General features: G+C 37.5%; 17 protein-coding genes. 15 read left to right on the forward strand and 2 right to left on the reverse strand.

Translation table 11 applies throughout. The features are described 5' to 3' along the window. Positions 1-15 precede the first annotated feature (15 nt). Complete coding sequence (locus ACR1PO_RS11700; RefSeq protein ID WP_374464939.1) at positions 16-1,302, forward strand: citrate synthase; 1,287 nt, start codon at positions 16-18, stop codon at positions 1,300-1,302. Between the two features lie 48 nt (positions 1,303-1,350). Here ACR1PO_RS11700 and ACR1PO_RS11705 read toward each other — a convergent pair whose 3' ends face one another. Then, positions 1,351-2,169 (reverse strand): alpha/beta hydrolase, encoded by an 819-nt coding sequence (locus ACR1PO_RS11705; RefSeq protein ID WP_433986863.1) that lies wholly within the window; start codon positions 2,167-2,169, stop codon positions 1,351-1,353. A gap of 76 nt (positions 2,170-2,245) precedes the next feature. Between ACR1PO_RS11705 and ACR1PO_RS11710 the strand changes: the two genes are divergently transcribed. The 3 genes from ACR1PO_RS11710 to ACR1PO_RS11720 all read left to right on the forward strand — a co-directional run bounded on the left by ACR1PO_RS11710 (position 2,246) and on the right by ACR1PO_RS11720 (position 6,057). Continuing rightward, positions 2,246-2,623 (forward strand): winged helix-turn-helix transcriptional regulator, encoded by a 378-nt coding sequence (locus ACR1PO_RS11710; protein ID WP_433986864.1) that lies wholly within the window; start codon positions 2,246-2,248, stop codon positions 2,621-2,623. Positions 2,624-2,740: 117 nt separating this feature from the next. Next, on the forward strand, positions 2,741-3,802 hold the full coding sequence (locus tag ACR1PO_RS11715; protein ID WP_433986865.1) for a helix-turn-helix domain-containing protein: 1,062 nt from the start codon (positions 2,741-2,743) through the stop codon (positions 3,800-3,802). 80 nt (positions 3,803-3,882) lie between these two features. Then, complete coding sequence (locus ACR1PO_RS11720) at positions 3,883-6,057, forward strand: TonB-dependent receptor domain-containing protein (protein ID WP_433986866.1); 2,175 nt, start codon at positions 3,883-3,885, stop codon at positions 6,055-6,057. Positions 6,058-6,092: 35 nt separating this feature from the next. On the opposite strand, the gene ACR1PO_RS11725 is transcribed toward ACR1PO_RS11720, so the two are convergent. Continuing rightward, entirely contained in the window at positions 6,093-6,257 is a 165-nt protein-coding gene (locus tag ACR1PO_RS11725) for a hypothetical protein (protein WP_162800874.1), read from the reverse strand. A gap of 290 nt (positions 6,258-6,547) precedes the next feature. Between ACR1PO_RS11725 and ACR1PO_RS11730 the strand changes: the two genes are divergently transcribed. The 11 genes from ACR1PO_RS11730 to ACR1PO_RS11780 all read left to right on the forward strand — a co-directional run bounded on the left by ACR1PO_RS11730 (position 6,548) and on the right by ACR1PO_RS11780 (position 17,106). Beyond that, the gene (locus tag ACR1PO_RS11730; RefSeq protein WP_433986867.1) at positions 6,548-7,462 is read left to right on the forward strand and encodes a dimethylarginine dimethylaminohydrolase family protein; all 915 of its coding nucleotides are present in this window, start codon (positions 6,548-6,550) and stop codon (positions 7,460-7,462) included. Positions 7,463-7,568: 106 nt separating this feature from the next. Further along, the gene (locus ACR1PO_RS11735; RefSeq protein WP_332388286.1) at positions 7,569-7,823 is read left to right on the forward strand and encodes a four helix bundle protein; all 255 of its coding nucleotides are present in this window, start codon (positions 7,569-7,571) and stop codon (positions 7,821-7,823) included. A 208-nt stretch (positions 7,824-8,031) separates the two neighbouring features. Next, positions 8,032-8,955, forward strand: a complete 924-nt coding sequence (gene ctlX, locus ACR1PO_RS11740) for a citrulline utilization hydrolase CtlX (RefSeq protein ID WP_433986868.1) — start codon at positions 8,032-8,034, stop codon at positions 8,953-8,955. A 21-nt stretch (positions 8,956-8,976) separates the two neighbouring features. Beyond that, complete coding sequence (locus ACR1PO_RS11745) at positions 8,977-9,336, forward strand: S-adenosylmethionine decarboxylase family protein (protein ID WP_332388284.1); 360 nt, start codon at positions 8,977-8,979, stop codon at positions 9,334-9,336. 2 nt (positions 9,337-9,338) lie between these two features. Next, positions 9,339-10,805: a DUF4178 domain-containing protein gene (locus tag ACR1PO_RS11750; protein ID WP_433986869.1), complete on the forward strand. Its 1,467-nt coding sequence runs from the start codon at positions 9,339-9,341 to the stop codon at positions 10,803-10,805. Beyond that, positions 10,792-10,989 (forward strand): hypothetical protein, encoded by a 198-nt coding sequence (locus tag ACR1PO_RS11755; protein ID WP_332388281.1) that lies wholly within the window; start codon positions 10,792-10,794, stop codon positions 10,987-10,989. The genes ACR1PO_RS11750 and ACR1PO_RS11755 overlap by 14 nt, the downstream gene beginning before the upstream one ends. Positions 10,990-11,001: 12 nt before the next feature. Beyond that, entirely contained in the window at positions 11,002-11,217 is a 216-nt protein-coding gene (locus tag ACR1PO_RS11760; protein WP_142725356.1) for a DUF350 domain-containing protein, read from the forward strand. Next, positions 11,210-12,724, forward strand: a complete 1,515-nt coding sequence (locus ACR1PO_RS11765) for a polyamine aminopropyltransferase (RefSeq protein WP_433986870.1) — start codon at positions 11,210-11,212, stop codon at positions 12,722-12,724. The genes ACR1PO_RS11760 and ACR1PO_RS11765 overlap by 8 nt, the downstream gene beginning before the upstream one ends. Positions 12,725-12,761: 37 nt before the next feature. Further along, on the forward strand, positions 12,762-14,288 hold the full coding sequence (locus tag ACR1PO_RS11770) for an NAD(P)-binding protein (RefSeq protein WP_433986871.1): 1,527 nt from the start codon (positions 12,762-12,764) through the stop codon (positions 14,286-14,288). Positions 14,289-14,297: 9 nt separating this feature from the next. Then, positions 14,298-15,323 carry a hypothetical protein gene (locus ACR1PO_RS11775; RefSeq protein WP_433986872.1) on the forward strand — a complete coding sequence of 342 codons (1,026 nt, stop codon included), beginning with the start codon at positions 14,298-14,300 and terminating at the stop codon, positions 15,321-15,323. 28 nt (positions 15,324-15,351) lie between these two features. Further along, the gene (locus tag ACR1PO_RS11780) at positions 15,352-17,106 is read left to right on the forward strand and encodes a discoidin domain-containing protein (RefSeq protein WP_433986873.1); all 1,755 of its coding nucleotides are present in this window, start codon (positions 15,352-15,354) and stop codon (positions 17,104-17,106) included. The last annotated feature ends 40 nt before the right edge of the window (positions 17,107-17,146 follow it).

Consider the following 17,146-nt stretch of genomic DNA (forward strand, 5'->3'; position numbering starts at 1 on the left):
AAAAAAAAATAAATAATGTCAGACAACAAAGTAATATTGAATTACGCAGGTAATTCATATGAATATCCAATTGTGGATAGTACTATCGGAGACAGAGGGATTGATATTTCAAAATTAAGAGACCAGACAGGTTTGATCACTCTGGATTTAGGTTACAAAAATACAGGAGCTACCATTAGCGACATCACTTACTTAGACGGAGATAAAGGAGAATTATTCTACAGAGGTTATCCAATCGAGCAGATTGCTGAAAAATCTAACTTCACTGAAGTAATGTATCTTTTATTACATGGAGAATTGCCTACTCAGGATCAGTATACTTCTTTCGAAAACAACATTAAAAAATATAACTTTATTGCAGACGAGATGAAAAAAATCATCGACGTTTTCCCTCGTTCTGCTCACCCTATGGGAGTTTTATCTTCTTTAACTTCTGCTTTGACAGCCTTCAACCCGAAAGCCGTTAATGTAAACTCTAAAGAAGAAATGGATCATGCTGCTGAGCTTATGATCGCGAAGTTCTCTCACCTTTGTGCATGGACTTACAGAAAAACTCAAGGTTTACCATTAAACCACGGGGATAACAACTTAAACTACGTAGAGAACTTCTACAAAATGGCATTCAGATTACCAAACGCTGATTTCGAAATCGATCCGGTTGTGGTAAATGCTTTAGATAAATTATTAATCCTTCACGCAGACCACGAGCAAAACTGTTCTACTTCTACAGTAAGAATGGTAGGTTCTGCTCACACAGGTCTTTTCGCTTCTATCTCTGCAGGGGTATCTGCACTTTGGGGACCACTTCACGGTGGTGCTAACCAGGCTGTAATCGAAATGCTTGAGCTTATCGAGAAAGATGGTGGTGACGTAGCTAAATATGTTGCTAAAGCTAAAGATAAGAATGATAATTTCCGTCTAATGGGATTCGGACACAGAGTGTACAAAAACTTCGACCCAAGAGCAAAAATTATCAAAAAAGCTGCTGACGATATCCTTAAAGCATTAGGAATCCAGGATAAAGCTCTTGACATTGCAATGCAGTTAGAAAGAGTAGCGCTGGAAGATGAGTACTTCGTAGAAAGAAAACTATATCCAAACGTAGACTTCTATTCAGGTATCATCTACAGAGCATTAGGAATTCCTACAGAAATGTTCACCGTAATGTTTGCATTAGGAAGACTTCCGGGATGGATTTCTCAATGGAAAGAAATGAGATTGAAAGGAGATCCGATCGGAAGACCAAGACAGGTTTACCAAGGTGCTCAGCAAAGAAATTACATCGATATTGCAAGCAGATAATATTTGCTTACATCATAAAAAAATCCCAAAGCGTGCTTTGGGATTTTTTTATTTAAAATGTTGTCTGAAAAAAATAAAATGATGTTCAATGGAATTTCTCCAGTATTCTGTATTATGATTTCCGGGTTGGGAAATAAAGGTAATGGGAATTTTCAGGCTATCGGCAATATCTCTGATTTCAATGGTGGAAGGATAAAGTATATCGTCCGAACCACAGTCTATTAAAAAAGGATTTCCTTTATTATAGGTTTTTAACAGTGTTGAAATATTATATTGCTTCCATTCGTCCGGTGAACCGAGTATTTTGTTCAGGTCATCAGTAATCCTTTCTGTATTAAAGAATTGCAAGCTCGCATTCCTCATAATATCAGGATCCAGGGAAAATGCGCCGCTTGTACTTCCCGCAGTATTAAAATAATCCTGATGAAGTAAAAAATATCGGATAGCACCATATCCTCCCATGCTCAGTCCGCTGATGAAAATATTCTTTTTGTCAATACTGAAATTTTTATGAACCTTGGGAACCAGCTCCTTAAAAAAGAAATTTTCAGCTCTTGCCCCTTTATCATAAGGACTGTTTACATACCATGTTGTAAATCCGTCCGGGCATACAATAATCATTTTATATTGATCAGAGAACTTCTGAAGGTCTGTTGTCCGGGACCATTGACCGTAATTTTCACTATACCCGTGTAATAAATAGACTAATGGATATTTCTCTGTCTTCTTATAGGCTTGGGGTTTAAAAATAAATACCGTATCCGGTTTTGACATAAACCCGGATTTTAAAATCCATCTTTCCTGTGCCTGGAACAGCTGCAGGCTTATTACAAGACCAATAATCGACAGAATGTTTTTTGTGTACATAATTTTGTAATTTTAATGTAAATTTCTGCAAGCTGTCTGTGAATTACAATAACGAACAAAATTGTGAGTGATTATTATGAGAAAAGAAACTTCAACCAATGCGGCAAACGAACAGTTTCTGTTCGGTATCTGTGAACTGAATTCGGCAGTAAGTATCATCAGCGGGCGCTGGAAATCACAGATTATTTATTCAATTTCGGAGGGAAATAACCGGTTTCATCTTTTGAAGAAAGAACTGCCTAATATTTCCGAACAGGTTTTGGGAAGGCAACTTAAAGAACTGGAAACTCACAAACTTATCATTAAAAAAGAAATTCCTGATACCATTCCTGTGGGGATAGAATATATACTGACTAACAAAGGGCAGGACCTTATTCCGATTCTGAAAAACTTATGTGAATGGGGCAAAGAATATGCGGATGGCAAAGAGATCATGATCTGCAATATTTCTTAGAAAAAATGTATATGTTGCTGAAATTGAATTCAATAATTTATTAATTTTACTTTTAGGAAATTATTGATATAATCAAAGCCGAATGGTGGATCGTTATAAAACAATAAATAAATTATTATGACTTTCGGACAACAGATGTTATTTTTCTTCAGCGCAGTAGGAGCATTCAACGGACTTCTGCTGGGTATTTATCTGCTGTTTGTTAAGAAACTGAAATACCTCCCGGATTTTTTTCTCGGACTTCTCTTGCTGATGCTGAGCACCAGAGTGGGCATTGCTGTATGCATTTACTTTTACCCGGATCTGCCGAGAATTATTCCGCATTTAGGACTCTCTGCTTTATTTTTTACAGGTCCGGCACTTTATTATTACGTGAAATCTTCCTTTCAACAGGAGCAGTTTGATTGGAAGAACTGCCGGAAATGGTTCGGAATATTAACATTAATTTTAGGGGCTGTCGGTTTATTGTATCTGCTTTTCCCTGTTACCTGGGAACATTATTTCGGAACCTTTATTTATACGGTCTGGTCTGCATTTGTATTCCTTGCGGTGTATCAGTACTACAACTTTTCCAGGCAGAACCTTAAAAGTCCAAACCAATTTGTTCTTCCGGTTCTGATCAGTAATATAATTATCTTTCTGACCTATCAGCTGATCTCAACAGGTTGGGTGCAGATCTACTGTGCGGGAGGGAGTCTTGTATTTTCATTTGTGCTGTATGCCAATTTTTTGATTTTATTCAATACAAAATATCAGCAGCTTCCGGTAAAGGAAACGGAAAGATATTCCAATAAAAAGATTTCTGAAAAACAGGCAGACAGCTTTTCGTCCAGATTGGAGCGCCTTATGAATACTGAAGAGCTTTATAAAAATCCCAATCTTAAATTAAGTGATGTGGCATTCAGAATGAATATTTCTGCCCATCAGCTTTCCCAGTTGCTCAATGATAATCTTGGTAAAAGCTTTTCTACCTATATCAATGAATATCGTATTAATGAAGCCTGTGAAAAGATAGAAAATGGCTCCTATTTAAAAATTGAAGAGATAGGATATGAAGTAGGTTTTAATTCCAAATCAACTTTCTTTTCTACGTTCAAGAAAATTAAAAATACAACACCTCTTTTGTATAAGCAGTCTCAAACCCTTACTGAATCAAGGTTTCAGAGTTCAAATTTATAATTCAGTACTGCGGAATTTTAATTTCAAAACCGCTTTTCTGCCCCAGGCCAATACTTTTGATGTCATAAAATTTAAAATCTATGATCTTCAAATTATGGCTCTTGCTGCTTCTGCTGTTCCTGTCAATTTTTGGAAAAGCTCAGGAAGCTGTCAAAGGAAAAACCACGGATTCTCTGGCTGAGGCAAAAACTTCAACAACGAATATTTCAGAAGTTATTATTCAGTCAGCGCCACGAAAAATGAAACTGAATGATGGTAATCTTGTACTGTCTGTTGCCGGAAATAAAGACTTTAAAACTTCCACGCATCTCCTTGATGTTTTAAGAAAAACACCCGGGGTTACAGTAGATCAGGAAGATGGAATTTTTATTGGAGGCAGAATCACTCCCGCTGTTTTTATTGATGGGAAACCCGTTGTTATGAGCAATCAGGAGCTGCAGGCCTATTTGCGGTCTTTATCTCCCGAAATGGTAGAATCGGTAGAAGTGAATACCAATCCATCTTCTAAATATGATGCAGAATTTAAAGGAATTATTGATATCAAACTAAAAAAGAATGTCAGCCTTGGCTTGAAAGCAAGCTATAATGGTAATATTTATGTTAATAAATTCAGCTATCGGGAAAATGCATTCAATATATCTTATCATACAGGGAGCGTGACATACAATCTGCAGACGGGTTATAATGAAGGAATTTCAACCTATCGTTATCACGCCCTGCAGCGATTGGGCAATACCAATATCATGCGTACCCAAACCTATCAGGAAGATGCTGGAAAAGTTTACAATTTTCAGGCGGGTGCAGATTTTAAGCTGAATGATAAAAACCGGCTTGGTATTAATCTGAGAAGTAATTTCCGGAATAATGACCGTATACGCAGCGGATCTCTTTATACAACTGATAAAAGCGAAGCCCAGGTGGTATTCAATACATCCAGTGAAAATCCCACAGATTATTCTCAGGGTAACTATGGGGTGACAGCCGATTATTCTTTTCAGAATAAGGGGTTTAAGCTTGCTTTTTTAGGGAATTATCTTTCAGTCAAAAATAAACAGAATGATGATTTTATCAATAGAGACCAGACAAATGCTGAGGTTTTGTCATACTGGAAATCTGATCTGGTGAACAAAATCGGCATTTATACGGCACAGATAGATGCATCTCAGGAAATAAAAGAGACCGATATTGAAGCAGGGCTTAAATACAGCCATTCAGATACGAATAACAATATCAGGTATGATACATTATCTGTTGGCAATCAATTCGTTTTTGATCCTTCGAGAAGCAATATATTTTCATACAAAGAAAAGATCTGGGCAGGTTATCTTGTATACAGGCAAAAGATAGGGGACTTTCAGATCAATGCAGGATTAAGATTCGAGAACACTAACAGTATTTCCAACGCCATTACTGTGGACTCCTTGGTTTCTAGAAACTATCTGAAATGGCTGCCGTCTTTAAGTGTAAGCTATACTTTTAATAAATCCAGTGAATTTTCTCTTTCCTATAGCAGAAAAATAACGAGGCCGGCATTTTCGCAGCTTAATCCGTTCAGATTTTATTTCAGTCCGTTAAATTACTGGATAGGGAATCCATACCTCTTACCTTCCTTTACCAGCCAGATTAAAGCAATGTATCGGTATAAAAACTGGGTCACAAGCTTTACCGCCGGAAAAGAAAAAGATGTGATGACACGGTATCCCCTTTACAATCCGGAAACAAATGTATTGGAATATTTAGGAACGAATCTTCCCTACCGGAACTTTGCTATGCTGGAAACAAGCTTTCCGGTACGAATTACAAAATGGTGGAATATCACCACTCAGATTGCCGGATATTATAATTATGAATTCAGACCTTATCTGGATGAGGTTTTTGCATTGAGCATTTATAATTACGAAGTGAGGATCAATCAGGTATTTTCGCTTCCGAAAGGATTTACTGTAAATGTATTTGGTGCTTATGAATCCAAAACAGGAAACAGCCTCTATACTATTAAACCACGATACACTGTAGATGTATCATTGCAAAAGGCATGGTTTGATAATAAACTGAACACAAAAATCGGGGTTAATAATCTGTTTGATTCTTATGATCAGCGACTGGAATTCCGGCATAAACAGATTATGGATAACCGTTTTACACATTGGTGGGACAGCAGCAGGCTTGTATTTTCGCTCAGTTATACCCTAGGAAGTTCAAAATATCAGGTGAGAGAAACCCAGAAGACGGAAGAAGAAAACAGAACAAGATAAGAAGACCTGCTTGAAAAGCAGGTCTTCGTTTTTTATTATGGACATACACATCTGTCACATGTCCAGATATAGCAATTTCCTGCATCATCCCATTCGCAGCATCTTCTGCCTGTTGAGATGGGAGCGCCTCCCATTACGGATTTTTGTTGATCTCTTCCTAATTTTTGTGCGTTTTTCAGCACCGGATTGTTCTTGTTCATGACTTTGATTTTTGGTGTTAATAGTTAAGTTTTTATTGTTTATAATTTCGCGAAAATTATATCACTAATATAGGAAATTAAATAATATGATTATCTGTTTTTCTTTTCTTATGCAGATGGAAAATAGTAAGTTGTAGATGTTTTTGGAACTATTCACTACAGTTGGCTAAAATGCAAGGAAATTTTGTGGAAGCGTGCTGGTTTTGGGAACCAAATTTAATGCATAAAATAATCCAAAAGTTTTACAGGTAGAGACCTTTACTTATATTTGTAGTATTGCATAAATCTTTATGAGACTAAACATTAAAAACGAAACGGGTAGGCTGAAGTCAGTAGTTCTAGGCCAGCCTAATTCATTGGGGCCGGTTCCCACACTAGAGGAAAGTTATGACGCAAAGTCATATTACTCAATCGAACACAACATTTATCCTAAAGAAGAGGATATTATTAAAGAAATGAACGCTTTTGAAGCGGTTTTAAAAAAGTATGATGTTGAAGTACTGCGCCCAAGCATCATCAAAGACTACAACCAGGTTTTTTCCAGAGATGTAGCTTTTGTAATTGATGACAAGATGATCATTTCCAATGTGATTGCTGACAGGGCAGATGAACAGGAGGCATACAAAAGTGTTTTTGAAAAAGTAGCATGGAGAAAGATCATCAACCTTCCCGAAACTGCACATATTGAAGGAGGAGATGTGATCGTATGGAATGATTTCCTTTTCATTGGAACCTGCTTCAGCGAAGATTACCGAAACTATAAGACGGCAAGAACCAATGAATATGCCATTGAAATCTTAAAAGAATATTTTCCGAAGAAAAGAATCATCGATCTGGAACTGAAGAAAAATGATAAAGTTCCTTTTGAAGGCATTCTGCATCTGGATTGTACATTTAATCCGGTAGGAGCAGACAAATGTATCATTTATAAAAACGGATTTGTAGATGAAAGCGATTACCGATTAATCATTGATATTTTCGGAGAAGAAAACTGTTTCCATATCAATGATGAAGAGATGTTTGAAATGTTCCCGAATATTTTCTCCATTTCTCCTGATGTAGTGGTTTCAGACAAAGCATTCACAAGAATGAATAACCACCTTAGAAACGAGTGGGGAATGACAGTAGAAGAAATCCCTTACAGAGAAATCTCCAAAATGGGTGGTTTATTGAGATGCTCTACAATGCCGCTTGTGAGAGAATAATTGAGTGGGAGAGTTTTAGTGTTTGGGAGCGGAGGAGTTTTAGAGTCTGAGCGTTAGAGTGTTGGTGGGTTTGAATATTTTTTTAATTTTAAAAAAATATTTGGGTATGTCGACAATTAAATTTCATCAGGACTTAAAAGTTTATCAACAATCATTTGAAACAGCACAGCTGATTTATGAACTCTCAAAATCCTTTCCAAAAGAAGAACTTTACTCACTTACAGATCAGATAAGAAGATCATCAAGATCTGTAACGGCAAATATTAGTGAGGCTTGGGGCAAAAGAAAATATGAAAAATCCTTCATTGCTAAGCTTACAGACTCAGAGGGTGAAGCAAGAGAAACCCAAACATGGCTCTAGTTTGCTTTTGCCTGCCATTATATGAATGACGAGCAATATAATAATTTGCACAACAAGTATAACCAAATAATAGGGATGTTAGTTAACATGATGAGCCAGTCAGAAAAGTGGTGTTCATTTTCTTCGGTGAATAAAGAAGATAATAATTTGTAAAACGCTGTTCAGACACTCAAACTCTCATACACTAACACCCTCAAACTTAAAAAAAATGCAAACAACAGATACAGTATTAATGATAGAGCCGATTGCATTCGGTTACAACGCAGAGACAGCTAAAAACAATTATTTTCAGGTAGAACAGACGGGATCTGACATCCAGTCAAAAGCTTTGGCAGAGTTCAATACCTTTGTAGGAAAGCTGAGAGGAAAAGGAATCAATGTAATTACCATAAAAGATACTCCGGATCCGCATACTCCGGATTCTATTTTCCCCAATAACTGGGTAAGTTTCCATAAAGACGGAAAAGTGGTTTTGTACCCGATGTTCGCTTCCAACAGAAGAGTGGAAAGAAGGGAAGATATTATTGAAAGTATCAAAGATCAGGGATTTGAAGTTACTGAAATTGATGACTGGTCTTTTCCTGAAACCCAGGGACATTTCCTGGAAGGAACAGGAAGTATGATTTTTGATCATGATCATAAAATTGCGTATGGTTCTGTTTCTTTGAGGCTGGATGAAAAACTGTTCAGAGAATTCTGCACAAAATATGGATTCACTCCCGTTGTATTCCATTCATTCCAGACCGTAGGAACAGAAAGGCTTCCGATCTATCACACCAACGTAATGATGTGTGTGGCGGATAAATTTGTCGTAATCTGCCTTGATTGTATTGACGACGAGCTGGAAAGGGAAAAAGTAATGGAAACCATTAAAGGCTCAGGAAAAGAAATCATCGAAATCTCAGAAGAACAGATGCAGCAGTTTGCGGGAAACATGCTTCAGGTTCAGAATAAAGAGGGTGAGAAATTTTTGGTGATGAGCCAGACCGCTTATCAGTCTCTCACTCCAGAACAGGTGGCAGCTATTGAAAAATACTGCGAAATTATCTATTCAGACCTGAATACCATTGAAGTAAATGGTGGAGGAAGTGCAAGATGTATGCTTGCTGAGGTTTTTCTTCCAAAAAAATAATATATTTACCAAAAAAATTAATTGAACCCATTATCAAGTAAAGGTTTACATATTCTTCTGACTTTGCAAACAGAGTCAGAAGATTTGTTATTAGACAGCAAAGGGTTTCTGATGTTTACAGAAGAAATTCTGAAAACCAGAGAGGTGGAAATTGTAGGAGTAACCAATCATATTTTTGAAAATGACAGCTTTACTTCCGCAGTGATCCTTAAAGAATCTCACCTTTGTATCCACACGTGGCCGGAATTTAAACAGCTTACCTTCGATGTATTCCTTTGTAATTATACTCAGGACAATACCGAGAAAGTAGAGCAGATAGCAGATGAGGTGGTTCAGTATTTTAAAGCTAATACCATTCAGAAACACAAAATTTACAGATAAAAATGCACTATGTCTGCCCAGCATGCGAATCAGAAAATACATTAGATCTCACCTTTCCTGTTGAAGAATATGTTTGCAGTACCTGCTCTTATCTCATTGATGTTGCCGGAAACAAAAAAATTAAACATCTGAAAGTCCCTACGGAAAATGTTGTTTTAGATGTCGGACAAAAAGGAAAAATCGGAGAGGTAGAATATACTGTTGCTGCCATTATCGTCAGGAAATATGGTTCCAGTATTTTCTGGCGCGAATATTATTTAAAAGACAGTAAAGGAAATGATGCTTTCCTGAGTGAAAGTGACGGGCATTGGGTTTTCCTGATTCCTATACATCCTGATGATTTTAAAAGTAAAGATTCAGCATTCCCAACCTATCTCGGGCGCACCTATCGATGGTACGAAAACTCTCAGTGCAGTATTGAAGCCGCAGCCGGTTTTTTTGATGAGCATCTGGATTTCAGTATTGCTACTTACAAAGAATATGTCAACGGAACCCGTATGATCTCTCAGGAGAAGACCAGCAGGAAAAGCCAGTATTTCTATGGAGTCCACATTTCAAAATATGAAGTAAAGAAAGCTTTTAAAATAGCTAATCTGCCGTATTATACAGGAATAGGGATCGTTCAGCCTTATTATTTCGATATCAGACAGGCTGTGAACATCTTTTGTGTGGCGGCATTAATGATTTGCCTGCTTCAGATGTATGTCTACACTTCAAGAACCAACGAAACCGTTTTTGCAGAAACCATCAATTTTGCAGATGTAAAAGATAAGGAATTGGTCAGCAAAAGCTTTACCCTTTCCGGAGGTTCGGCCCCATTAAAAGTGAGTGCATTTTCAGGTGTTGATAATTCCTGGGCTAATGTTCAGCTAAGCCTTGTGAATGAGAATACCAATGAAATTATCTACACTTCCAAAGATATCGAGCAGTATCATGGTTACGAAGGAGGGGAAAGCTGGACAGAAGGAAGTCAGTCTGAAGATTTTAACCTGTGTGGAGTAGGCTCCGGAAAATATCATTTCATTATTTCAGCTGAAAAAGAAGGAGGCTTGCCGTCATTTTCAGGCCTTACATCGCCTGATTCAAAGGTCATGGTATCACGGGATAAATCAGGAACAATTGAGGTTACTGATATATTCAAGGTGCAGACCAAAACTTTTACAGACGGACAGGCGCTGGAAAAAGATACATCGGAAGTAACCAGACTTGCCAAAGCATCGTTCGGAACTCAAAAACTGGACTCTCTGATTAATACTGAAGCACTTAGGCTTACTACAGATCCCATTTCAAGCAATACCTATGTACAGCTCAAAGCAACCTGGCTTCCCGTTTCATTCTGGAACTTTGGGATTATTTTATTCATAATGATTGCTGTGTTTGTGGCAATGTGGATAGGAAAACATTACTTTAATGTAAATAAATGGAAGAATAGTTCAAACTCACCTTATCCTGCAAATGATGATAACTAATATAACCAATTACATAAGAAAAAACTGGATACTCTGCCTGATCGGAGGATTCTGCCTGACCTGGTTTGTATACCTTACGTACCAGGGAAATCAGGTATGCGACTGTGCCAAGACGGAAACATACCGCGACGGAACCACAAGAAGCCATTCCAGAGTAGGATTCTACAGATACTATCACAAATAAAAATATAAAACTATGGACAACATCAATTTCTTACCCATATTAAACTCGGTTCTTTATTCATTTTTAGGAATCGCCATTTTGCTTGCATGTTATTTCATTATTGAAAAACTGACTCCTGAAAAAACATGGCATGAGATCGCCCAGAATAAAAATATAGCAATTGCTATTGTCTTCGGGGCATTTATCATCGGAATTTCAATGATTATAAGCGCGGCAATTCATGGATAAGAAGAGGATTCCTCTTGAGCTGCTTTTATTGTTTTCAGTATTCGTCATTGCTACATGTGGACTGATTTATGAGCTGGTGGCCGGAGCACTGGCAAGCTATCTTTTAGGAGACTCTGTAAAGCAGTTTTCTTTCATTATCGGAGTGTATCTCTTTTCAATGGGAGTGGGTTCCTACCTTGCAAAATTCATCAAAGGAAATCTTATTGATAAGTTCATTGAGATCGAAATCCTTGTGGGAATCGTAGGCGGAATCAGCTCTGTTGTGCTTTTTATTCTGTTTAATACACTCGCCCATTTTGAAAGTGTTCTCTATCTCTTTGTCTTCTTCACCGGATGTCTTGTAGGAGTGGAAATCCCGCTTCTGATGAATATTTTAAAAGACAGGGTACAGTTTAAAGATTTAGTTTCAAACGTTTTTGCATTCGACTATATCGGGGCTTTGCTGGCGTCGATTCTTTTCCCGTTGGTTTTGATTCCAAAATTAGGAATTGTCAAAACCCCTTTGTTTTTCGGATTGATTAATATCTCCATTGCGATATTCCTGTGCTATTATCTTACAAAGGAATTATCAAAACCCCTATCGCTCAAAGTAAAATCTCTTGCAGCATTTGCATTTCTTTTAGGGCTTTTCATTTTCTCAGATACTATTTTATCCTATTCAGAAGAAAAATTATATGGTGAAAATGTAGTGTATACCAAAAGCTCACCGTACCAAAGAATTGTGTTAACGAGAAATACGCACGAATTCCGTTTATATTTAAACAATAACTTACAGTTTTCATCCACAGACGAATACCGTTATCATGAGGCTTTGGTGCACCCTGCGATGTCTATGGCAAAAAATATAGATAATGTCCTGATTCTTGGAGGCGGTGATGGTTTTGCAGCAAGGGAAGTATTAAAATATAAAGACGTTAAAAAAATAACGCTTGTGGATCTTGACGGCGAGATGACCCGTTTTTTTAAAACCAATGAAACCATGCGCAGACTTAATCAAAGTTCTTTTTCCAATCCTAAAGTGGAAGTGATCAATAAAGATGCTTACATTTGGGTAAAAGAGAACAAAAAGAAGTTTGATGTCATTATCATAGACTTTCCGGATCCGTCCAATTACAGCCTGGGGAAACTCTATTCTTTACAGTTTTATAAAGAACTGGAAAGGTTAACAACTCTTGATACAAAGATTGTAGTTCAGACTACCTCTCCGTATTTTGCTCCGAAATCTTTCTGGTGTATTGAAAAAACAATCCATCAGATTTTTCCTTTCACAGCAGCATATCACACCTATGTTCCGTCTTTTGGGGAATGGGGATTTTCTATGGCTTCATTTGAACCCATCAACAACAGGATCTACAGAAAGCTGCCTGGATTAAAATATTATGATTACAATTTTTCACAGATGTCTTATTTCAATAAAGATATGAAGGTGAAAGACGTAGAAGTTAACCGTCTGGATAACCAGATATTAGTCCGTTATTTTGATGAAGAGTGGGGGAAAGTACAGTAGAAAAGATTTTCTTACAACTATATTTTTAGGTAGTCTTATGCTTCCCTTTTTGCAGTATTGCGGAAAGAAAGTAAAATCATTGCTGCTGAAAATTACAGGTACCGATCACATTCTCGGTCATAAGCTGTGGGCAAAAGATTTTCCACAGTTTTCAGAAGTTATCCACACTAAGTATCTTATTGTCGGGGGTGGAATTTCCGGACTGTCGGCTTGTAGGTCCTTCAGTCAGCATCATGAAAATGATTATCTTCTTCTGGAAATGGAAAACCATCTTGGTGGCAATTCTTCCAACGGAGAGACCCCTTTTTCAAAATTTCCTTTAGGAGCTCATTATTTACCGTTACCGAACAAAGAGAATACAGAAATCATCGAATTCCTGAAAGAATGTAAAATCTGCCTTGGAACAGAAGAAAACGGAGAACCCATCCTTGATGAATACCAAATGACATTTCCTCAGCAGGAAAGATTATTTTATAAAAATTCCTGGCAGAATGATATTGTTCCGCAAAGAGGAATTTCAGCACAAACTCAGCAAGAGCTTACCCGCTTTTTTAAACTGATGGATGAGTTCCGTGTAAAGAAAGATGCGGGGGGAAAATACTGGTTTGCCATTCCGTTACATGATTCCAGCAGAGAAGAAGAGGTAGTAAAGCTTGAAAAAATCATTTTTAAAGACTGGTTGAAAGAAAATAATTACCACTCGGAAGAACTTCTCTGGCTTTTGGATTATTCCTGCAGGGACGATTTCGGATTAGGAATAGATTATGTTTCTGCATGGGCAGGAATTCATTATTTTGCCGGAAGAAAGAATAACTGGAGTACAATATATAAAGATCAGGTATTCACATGGCCGGAAGGAAATGCAAGACTGGCAAAACATCTTTCAAAATACACGGAGGGAAAACATATGCCGGGAAATCTGGTTTTTGATATAAAAATCAATGATAAAGTTGAGGTATTAAGTTTTGACAATATTCAAAAGAAAACCAAAAAGGTTATTGCAGATAAAGTGTTATTTGCAACACCTCAATTTGTGAATGAAAGAATTTTTAATCATAAAAAAGCATCTTCCTTTCATTACGTGCCCTGGCTTTTAACCACCATTACGCTGAAAAATGAATTCGGGGGAGATGAAGCGCCGGCCTGGGATAATGTGATCTATGGTTCTTCGGGATTGGGTTATATTTTTGACCAACATCAGAATCTCAACCAGATTATTGGTGAAAAGGTGATTACTCACTATAAGAGCTTTTCAACTTCAGACTGTAGAAAAGCAAGGAAAAAGCTTTACGCCATGAAAGAGGCTGAACTGAAAGATTTAGTTTTAGATGATCTGAAGAAAGCACATCCGTTAATAGAAGATTTCATTCTGGAAATGCAGTTTCATAAAATAGGGCATGCGATGATCGCTCCGGTTCCCAACCAGATTTTTGGAGAAGAAACCGGAAAAGCAAAAGAACCGATAGGAGGTAAAATTTTCTTTGCCCATTCCGATCTTTCAGGAATATCTATTTTTGAAGAGGCCTTTTATCAGGGACTCCGGACTGCAGAACAAATGATGTAAAATAATATTATGAAACAGCCGTGGATACATAATGCAAAAACAGACTGGTGGTTTATTTTATCTCCGCCTTTTTTGGTGCTGCTGATTATCTTTCTTTTTCAGAAGCAGATTCAGGCACTGGAAAATCATTATTCCTTTTACACATGGCTTTTCCTGATTGTTTTTGTGGATGTTGCCCATGTTTATTCCACACTGTTTAAAACCTATTTTGTAAAAGGAGAAGTACAGAAAAATAAGCTGCTTTATCTGGGAATTCCTGTTCTGAGCTGGATATTGGGAATGATCCTGTTCCAGTTTGGAAGTCTGACCTTCTGGTCAGTACTGGCATTGATTGCCGTTTTTCATTTTATAAGACAGCAGTACGGCTTTATGAGAATCTATGCCCGTTTTGAACCGGACAACTGGAGTAAAAAAATAGATGAGATTGCTGTTTACTCCGCAACTATTTATCCGATGCTGTATTGGTTTAAAACTCCCCGGGCTTTTACATGGTTTGTAAACAATGAGTTTGACTGGCTTCAGAATCTCCCGGATTACGTTCCTTTACTTACCGTATTCTATTTTACAATTCTGATCATCTGGTTTATTAAAACTATTGTCGGAACTTTTAAAACAAAAAACATTAACATTCCCAAAACAGCACTGATCACCGGAACTTTTCTTTCCTGGTATTTCGGGATTGTTTATTTCAATAATGATCTTTTATTTACTTTTCTGAACGTGGTTTCTCATGGGGTTCCCTATATCGCATTGATTTATATCCGGGAAATACAGCAAAAAGAAAATCACCAGCTGAACCGGTTGCAGATTTTTAAATCTTTTTCCGGAATATTTCTATTTATCGGCGTTATTTTATTGTTCGCTTTTCTGGAAGAATTTTTATGGGAAACTTTGGTTTGGAATGAGCACTTTTCCCTGAATGTAATGCTCTCAGAAAATCTGTTTCAATTCCTGGTTCCCTTATTGGTTGTTCCGCAGCTTACTCATTATCTTCTGGACGGTTTTATTTGGAGAAAACCGAAAAAAGTTAATTAACTTTGTCCGGAACGTTTAAAATCTGAAAATGAGACAATATTTTCTGTCATTAGCAATCTTTCTTGGAATGATTGCGGGGGCCCAGCAGAAAACATTCTGTAATCCTATTAATATTGATTATGGCTATACTCCCTTCGAAGCTTTTTCCAAACAGGGAAAGCACCGTGCTACAGCAGATCCGGTGATTGTTAACTTTAAAAATAAACTCTTCCTTTTTTCCACCAACCAGGAAGGGTACTGGTACAGTGACGATATGCTGGACTGGAAGTTTGTAAAAAGGAAATTTCTAAGAGATAACAAATATATCCACGATCTTAATGCTCCGGCAGTTTGGGCCATGAAAGATACTTTATACGTGTATGGCTCTACCTGGGAACAGGATTTTCCGATCTGGAAAAGTACCAACCCTACCAAAGATGACTGGAAAATTGCTGTGGATACTTTAAAAGTAGGAGCGTGGGATCCAGCATTCCATTATGATGAAGACAAGAATAAACTGTATCTGTACTGGGGCTCAAGTAACGAATGGCCGTTGCTGGGGACCGAAGTAAAAGTGAAAAACCTTCAGTCCGAGGGTTTCGTAAAACCTATTATTAAGTTAAAACCTGAAGATCACGGATGGGAACGTTTCGGGGAATACAATGACAATGTCTTTCTTCAGCCTTTTGTAGAAGGAGCGTGGATGACAAAGCATAACGGTAAATATTATATGCAGTATGGTGCTCCGGCAACAGAATTCAGTGGGTATTCCGATGGAGTATATGTGAGTAAAAATCCTTTGGAAGGCTTCGAATATCAGCAGCATAATCCTTTTTCTTATAAACCGGGCGGTTTTGCCAGAGGCGCAGGCCACGGGGCAACGTTTGAAGACAATTACAAGAACTGGTGGCACGTTTCCACAATTTTTATTTCTACTAAAAATAATTTTGAAAGAAGGCTGGGAATATGGCCGGCAGGCTTTGATAAAGATGATGTGATGTACTGTAATACGGCATATGGCGATTATCCTACTTACCTTCCGCAATATGCACAGGGCAAAGATTTTACGAAAGGTCTTTTTGCCGGATGGATGCTGTTGAATTATAATAAACCGGTTCAGGTTTCATCTACTTTAGGTGGATATCAGCCTAACTATGCGGTAGATGAGGATATCAAAACGTATTGGAGTGCTAAGACCGGAAATTCCGGGGAATGGTTCCAGACGGATCTTGGGGAAGTTTCTACCATCAATGCCATTCAGATCAATTATGCGGATCAGGATGCAGAATTTATGGGGAAAACACTGGGGAAAATGCATCAGTATAAAATCTATGGCTCTAATGATGGCAAGAAATGGAATGTGATTGTGGATAAAAGTAAAAATACAAAGGATGTTCCTCATGACTATATTGAGATGGAAAAACCAGCGAAAGCCCGTTTCCTTAAAATGGAAAACCTGAAAATGCCTACCGGAAAATTTGCATTGAGCGGTTTCAGGGTATTTGGAAAAGGAGCAGGAAAACAGCCTGCTAAAGTGGAAGGTTTTGTGCCATTAAGAGCTGACCCTAAAAAATATGGGGAAAGAAGAAGTATCTGGATGAAATGGCAGCAGAATCCTGAAGCAGACGGCTATGTAATCTATTTTGGAAAGTCTCCGGATAAATTGTACGGAAGCATTATGGTATACGGAAAGAATGAATATTTCTTTACAGGAGCAGACAGAACGGATGCCTATTATTTTCAGATTGAAGCTTTCAATGCCAATGGGATCTCAGAAAGGACAGCCGTTGCAAAATCTGAATAAAATTCAATTTTAAAATAGAAAATAACACGTTTTGAAGAAT

Source organism: Chryseobacterium amylolyticum (genome assembly GCF_051011775.1).
GTDB lineage: Bacteria > Bacteroidota > Bacteroidia > Flavobacteriales > Weeksellaceae > Chryseobacterium.